This window comes from Brotocaccenecus cirricatena (genome assembly GCF_020687045.1).
Lineage (GTDB): Bacteria > Bacillota > Clostridia > Oscillospirales > Oscillospiraceae > Vescimonas > Vescimonas cirricatena.
Genome location: NZ_JAJEPW010000109.1, coordinates 1 through 5,496 on the forward strand (window position 1 = coordinate 1; position 5,496 = coordinate 5,496).

The 5,496-nt window shown below is 60.1% G+C and carries 6 protein-coding genes; all 6 read right to left on the reverse strand.

Annotated elements, in window-relative coordinates:
* Positions 1 to 228 precede the first annotated feature (228 nt).
* A complete protein-coding gene (locus LKD37_RS16800; protein WP_302930230.1) occupies positions 229 to 1,503 on the reverse strand; it encodes an aspartate aminotransferase type Ic in 1,275 nt (424 codons plus the stop codon).
* A gap of 167 nt (positions 1,504 to 1,670) precedes the next feature.
* On the reverse strand, positions 1,671 to 2,072 hold the full coding sequence (locus tag LKD37_RS16805; protein ID WP_302930231.1) for a GNAT family N-acetyltransferase: 402 nt from the start codon (positions 2,070 to 2,072) through the stop codon (positions 1,671 to 1,673).
* Positions 2,073 to 2,219: 147 nt separating this feature from the next.
* Entirely contained in the window at positions 2,220 to 3,149 is a 930-nt protein-coding gene (locus LKD37_RS16810; RefSeq protein ID WP_302930232.1) for a GNAT family N-acetyltransferase, read from the reverse strand.
* A gap of 244 nt (positions 3,150 to 3,393) precedes the next feature.
* Positions 3,394 to 4,203: a carbon-nitrogen hydrolase family protein gene (locus LKD37_RS16815; protein WP_302930233.1), complete on the reverse strand. Its 810-nt coding sequence runs from the start codon at positions 4,201 to 4,203 to the stop codon at positions 3,394 to 3,396.
* Between the two features lie 12 nt (positions 4,204 to 4,215).
* A complete protein-coding gene (locus LKD37_RS16820) occupies positions 4,216 to 4,452 on the reverse strand; it encodes a Smr/MutS family protein (protein ID WP_302930234.1) in 237 nt (78 codons plus the stop codon).
* A gap of 94 nt (positions 4,453 to 4,546) precedes the next feature.
* The gene (locus LKD37_RS16825; RefSeq protein WP_302930235.1) at positions 4,547 to 5,389 is read right to left on the reverse strand and encodes a DegV family protein; all 843 of its coding nucleotides are present in this window, start codon (positions 5,387 to 5,389) and stop codon (positions 4,547 to 4,549) included.
* Positions 5,390 to 5,496: the final 107 nt, after the last annotated feature.

Consider the following 5,496-nt stretch of genomic DNA (forward strand, 5'->3'; position numbering starts at 1 on the left):
GCCCCCGGCGCACGCCATTTTTGCGATATTTATGCCGCCAGCACCACGCAGCCCACGTCGAAGGCGATCTTCACGTTGCCGAAGTTATGGCCGGTGCGGTCGGACACCGCTGGCAAGCACTTTCTTGTTCATGCGATGCTCCATCCTTCTTTAACGTGCTTCTTTCGTATGGTTGACGTGCTTCGGCCGCACCCCGGAGGGTGCGGCCGTTTTTCGCATATGGTGGGTTCAGATACCCAGCTTTTCCAGGGCCGCCATGCGCAGGCAGTCGCACAGAATGGCGATGGCCTGCTCCAGCTCGTGGACCGGCGGCAGGGAGGGGGCAATGCGGATGTTGCTGTCCTGGGGGTCCACGCCATAGGGGAAGGTGGCCCCGGCGGCGGTCATGGTGACGCCGGCGTCCCGGCACAGCTCCAGCGCCCGCCTGGCGGTGCCGGGCATGGCGTCCAGACTGACGAAATAGCCGCCCTTGGGGTGGCTCCAGCTGGCGATGCCCCAGGGGGCCAGGTGGCGGTCCAGCTCGTCCTCCACGGCCCGGAACTTGGGCCCCAGAATGGCCGCATGACGCCGCATCAGTGCCAGGGTGGTCTCCTTGTCCTTCAGATACCGCACATGGCGCAGCTGGTTCATTTTATCGTAGCTGATGATCTGGATGTTCAGCAGATTCTTGAAGTATTCCACGTTGGCCTCGCTGACGGCCCCGCAGGCGATACCGGCCCCGGGGAAGGTGATCTTGCTGGTGGAGGCAAACTCATACACCATGTCGCCATTGCCGTACTCCGCGCACAGGGACAGAATATCCGGGAAGGGCACGAAATCCCCCTCCAGCTCGTGGACGCAGTAGGCATTGTCCCACATGAGCATAAAGTCCGGCGCGGCGGGCTTCATGGCGGCCAGCCGGTGGATGGTCTCAAGGGAATAGGTGATGCCCGTGGGGTTGGAGTATTTGGGCACGTTCCACATACCCCGGACCTCCGGGTCCCGGATCAGCTGCTCCACCCGGTCCATGTCGGGACCGGTTTCCGTCATGGGGACGGACAGCAGCTCCATGCCGAAGGATTCCGTGACCTTGAAATGCCGGTCGTATCCCGGCACCGGGCAGATCCACTTCACCCTGTCCAGCTTGCCCCAGGGCTTTTCGCTGTGCAGCAGGCCGTGGGTATACGCCTTGGACACGGCGTCGAACATCATCTCCAGGGAGGAGTTGCCTCCGGCGATGACCTGGCCGGGCTTGCAGCCCAGAAGGTCCGCAAACAGCCTCCGGGCAATGGGAATACCTGCCACATAGCCATAGTTCCGGGCGTCGATGCCGTCGGTGATGAAGTCATCGGCGGTCAGGGGGATGTTGTACATCTCCATGACCATGTCCAGCTGCTCCCGGCCGGGCTTTCCCCGGGCCATATTCAGGTCCAGGCCCAGGGCCTTCTGCTCCTGATGGGTCCTGCACAGGGCGGCGTATTCCGCCTGCCGTTCCGCAAGGGTCATTTCCTGATAGGTTTTCATATGCGCTCTCCCTCTTTTCCCATAGTGCCGTGTCCGGACGGACCGGCAGGCATCAGCATACCACACAATCCCGGAAAAGGCAAATATTAGTTTGCGTTTGTATTCAGCTGCCGATGGCGGCACGGATACCCCCAGCAACTGCCTTTGGCATTGAGATGCTGGTATTCTTATCCTCTCATAAATCCACAGCAACCGATTTCGGACAATTCATAGAATCCCATTGACTTGTAAAAAGCAATGGTTTTCGGCGTGTGATCCGTTGCCAGCTCAATCTGACGAACATGGCGGTATCGGTTCAGAACGGCTTGTAAGAGCGCAGAGCCGAAGCCTTTTCGCTGATGCTCCGGAAACACCAATATGTCCTGCACAAACACGATGGTATGCCCATCGCCCACGGTGCGAATGATGCCAAGAAGCTGATCGCCCTCATAAGCGGCAAGGGTCAGCATAGAGCCCTCAAAGCCTTTACGCAGTACCTCCGGCTGATCGGTGTAGGCCGTCCAGCCAACACTCGTGTATAAGCGCAGAATCTCTGATTCGTTGTATGTTTTGTATTCTCTGATTTCCATATTAAGTAACCTCCATTCAAATTTTATGGAAACTGTTACTTATCTCTGCGCAATCTCATGGTTTATCCTCCTTACTGCTGCGTTTTGGCGGAATACTGCCTGCCATCACAGCTCCGTCAGCCGGTACACGTCCTCCCGGCGGGCGATTCAGCCCAGATGTGCAAACGCCTTGCCCAAATGGGTATCGAAGCCGAGCGCCTGATACATCCCCTCGTCGCAGGGGGCGCAGGTGACGGTCAGGCTGGCAAGGGCGTTTTCCTTGCTCCATTCTTGCGCCGCTTGTGCCAGCAGCCGGGCAGCGCCCTTTTTCCGGAACACAGGCTCAATGTAAAAGTCATCGAATATCCCGACATCTGTGCAGGTGAAGGTGGAAAAGCACCGGGAAACGCTGCACATCCCCACTGCCCGATAGCCCCGCCTTGCCACAAAGAACGTGATTTTCCCATCCCGGATGGCCTGCGCCAGCTGTTCCTGCTTTTCCTCCGTTGACGGTGCTTCGCCGATCTCTTTGAGAAAGCCGTTTTCCAGTTTTTTCAGCTGCCAGTCCTCCGGGTCGGCGAGAAGCTCTGCGGTAATCGGAAGATTTTCCTCCGGGGGCAGGAGCATCAGCGGTTCGCCCCATTGGTCCGCGCCGTTCTCGATAAAACCCACCGATTTCCAGAAGCGGCGCCGCCGCTTGTTGCCGCCATAGTTCAGCTCCGCATAACGTGCGCCGTGTTTTTTTGCCCAGTCCAGAAGCGCTGCTGCACACGCTTTTCCCGTGCCGCTGCCCCGGAACTCCGGGTAGACGCAGAACTCCATGATAAAGCACTTGCCGTCCTCCGTGGTGAAGATCACCGGCATAGCAAAGCCGATATCCTGTCCGCCCCGATGGAAGAACAGGAAGAAGCAGCGATCCTGCGGCCTGCCGTTGATCTTCATCATGTGGTCACGATACGCTTGACCAAGGAAATATTCCAGTTCTTCCTTGTCGGAGTCTGTGAAAATATCCCGCTTGTGATAGGCGTGCAGCTGCTCCCAGAAGGCAGCAGCATCGTTTTCCGTGACGGCTTCACGGATGGTGATTTGGTTTTCCATTTTGTTTCCTCCAAAATTTTATTCGGAGGGTTAGGAAGCGTGAACCCTCCATACACGATTCATCTTCATAAAAACCACACCTTTCTTAATCAAATTTGTATGGGACGTCACAGCGTGTTTTCACACGCTGTGCGTGCGCACAGCGCACGGGATTCTTGATTAAATTTTTTAATCAAGAATCAGTATCAGATGCCGATTGCGGCACGGATACCTCAATTGCGTTTTGGCCGAACACTGCCGGCCATCACAGCTCCGTCAGCCGGTACACGTCCTCCCGGCGGGCGGAGAGAATGGGCAGCTGCCGCCGGACGCTGTCCACCATGGACAGATCCAGCTCCGTAACGGCCACCGCCTCTCTTGACGGGCACTGGCGGATCACCCGGCTCCAGGGGTCGCAGACAATGGAGTGTCCCCAGGCCACATAGGAGGCGCTTTTGTCCCGGGCCGGGGAGGTGCCCACGGTGAAGCACTGCTGGTCCACGGCCCTCTGCCGGAAGAGGATTTTCCAGTGGGCGGGACCGGTGGTCATGTTGAAGGCCGCCGGGGCGAAGATCACCCTGGCACCCCGCAGGGCCATCAGGCGGCACAGCTCCTGAAACCGCATATCGAAGCAGATGCAAAGGCCCATGGTCCCCCAGGGGGTGTCGAAGGTGGTGACCTCCCGGCCCGGGGACAGGACCTCCGACTCCATGAACCGCTGGCCGCCCTCCACGTCGATGTCGAACAGGTGAATCTTCCGGTGCCGGGCGATGCAGGTGCCGTCGGGAGCATAGACAAAGGAGGTGTTGTACACCCGGTGCCCCTCCAGCTCCGGCAGGGACCCGGCGATCAGATAGATGCCCCGCTCCCGGGCCAGCTGGGACATGGCCCGCTGGGCGGGCCCGGCAAAGGGCTCGCCGTAATCCCGGAAGCAGGCGTTGTCATAGGGGCAGCAGAACATTTCCGGCAGCACCGCCAGGTCGATGTCCCCGGCGGAGCGCACCAGTTCGCAGGCATGGCGGATGTTCTCCGCCTTATCGGCGGAAACGTGCATCTGGATCTGTGCGATTTTCATAAAGACCCTCCTTCAGAACTCCCGCAGCACCAGGTCCGTGGACCCGGGGCTGGCGACCAGCCGCAGCACCCGGGGGTGCCCGGCGTATTCCCGGCACAGGTCCCGCAGGGCCGTTCCGCCGTGATAGCCGTGGATCAGCCGCAGGCGGTACACCCCGCTGCTGGCCCGGCGCAGGGCGGCGTCGATGGCCACCCGGGCCTGGTATGCGTTTTTCCCATGCAGGTCCAGCTCCATGATCCCCGGCTGCATACGCCTCACCCCTTTCCTGTTCCATTGTACCCCGGGACGTCCCGCTTGGCAAGCCCTTTGACCCGGGACAAAGCCGGGACGTCCCAGGGGGAGCTTATTTCTTGCGGAAAAAGGCCACCGCCACGGCCCCAGGCCCGGCGTGGGTGCCGATGACGCCGCCGATGAGGGTGGAATCCAGACGGTCTGTTCCGTTTTCCCACAGGGCCCGGCTGTCCTCCACGTATTTTTTCAGGAACACGTCCGTCAGCCCCGTGTAGCCCAGGAGGATGGGCAGGGAAAAGTCGATGCCGCCGCAGGCGTGGATTTTTTCCACCAGCAGGTTGTTGCCCTGGCGGGAGCCCCGGGCCTTGCCCACCAGAAGGATTTCGCCGTTTTCAATGGTCAGCACCGGCTTGATGTTCAGCAATCCTCCGGCCAGGGCGGTGGTTTTGGAGATGCGGCCGCCCCGCTTCAGGTACTCCAGGGTGTCCACCAGGGCCAGGACGCACACGTCCTGCCGCTTCTGCTCCAGGGCCCGGGCCAGCCCGGCGGCGTCCATGCCCCGGTCCAGACAGGCCAGGGCGTACTCCGCCAGAATGCCCGCGCCGATGGCGGCGGTGCCGCTGTCCACCACATAGATGTTGTCATACTCCGCCGCCGCGATGCAGGCGCTCTGATAGGTGCCGGAGAGCCCGGCAGCGATGGTCAGCACCACGGCGCTGCCGCCGCTGCACCGCACCCGCCGGAACTCCCGGTCAAAGGCGGCGGGGCTGGCCTGGCTGGTGGTGGGCAGCACGTCGCTTTCCACCAGACGTTCATAAAAACGGTGTTTATCCATGGTGACGCCGTCCAGATACTCCTCCTGGCCAAAGTGAATGGTCAGAGGTACCACCGTCAACCGGCTGCGGATGTGCTCCGGCACGTCCACCGTGGAATCCACGATCAATTCAACGTTCATAGGACCTCCTGTTTTTGAAAAAGTGGTCCTGAGTATAGCATGAAACTGTTCGTTTGTCAACAAAATAAGCGAATAGTGTCAAAAAATGCGCCTCCCTTGGGAGGCGC

Excerpts from the sequence above, each read along its gene's own strand:
- LKD37_RS16800 (WP_302930230.1), bottom strand. The coding sequence starts at position 1,503 with ATGAAAACCTATCAGGAAATGACCCTTGCGGAACGGCAGGCGGAATAC.
- LKD37_RS16810 (WP_302930232.1), bottom strand. The coding sequence starts at position 3,149 with ATGGAAAACCAAATCACCATCCGTGAAGCCGTCACGGAAAACGATGCT.
- LKD37_RS16820 (WP_302930234.1), bottom strand. The coding sequence starts at position 4,452 with ATGCAGCCGGGGATCATGGAGCTGGACCTGCATGGGAAAAACGCATAC.
- LKD37_RS16825 (WP_302930235.1), bottom strand. The coding sequence starts at position 5,389 with ATGAACGTTGAATTGATCGTGGATTCCACGGTGGACGTGCCGGAGCAC.
- LKD37_RS16805 (WP_302930231.1), bottom strand. The coding sequence starts at position 2,072 with ATGGAAATCAGAGAATACAAAACATACAACGAATCAGAGATTCTGCGC.
- LKD37_RS16815 (WP_302930233.1), bottom strand. The coding sequence starts at position 4,203 with ATGAAAATCGCACAGATCCAGATGCACGTTTCCGCCGATAAGGCGGAG.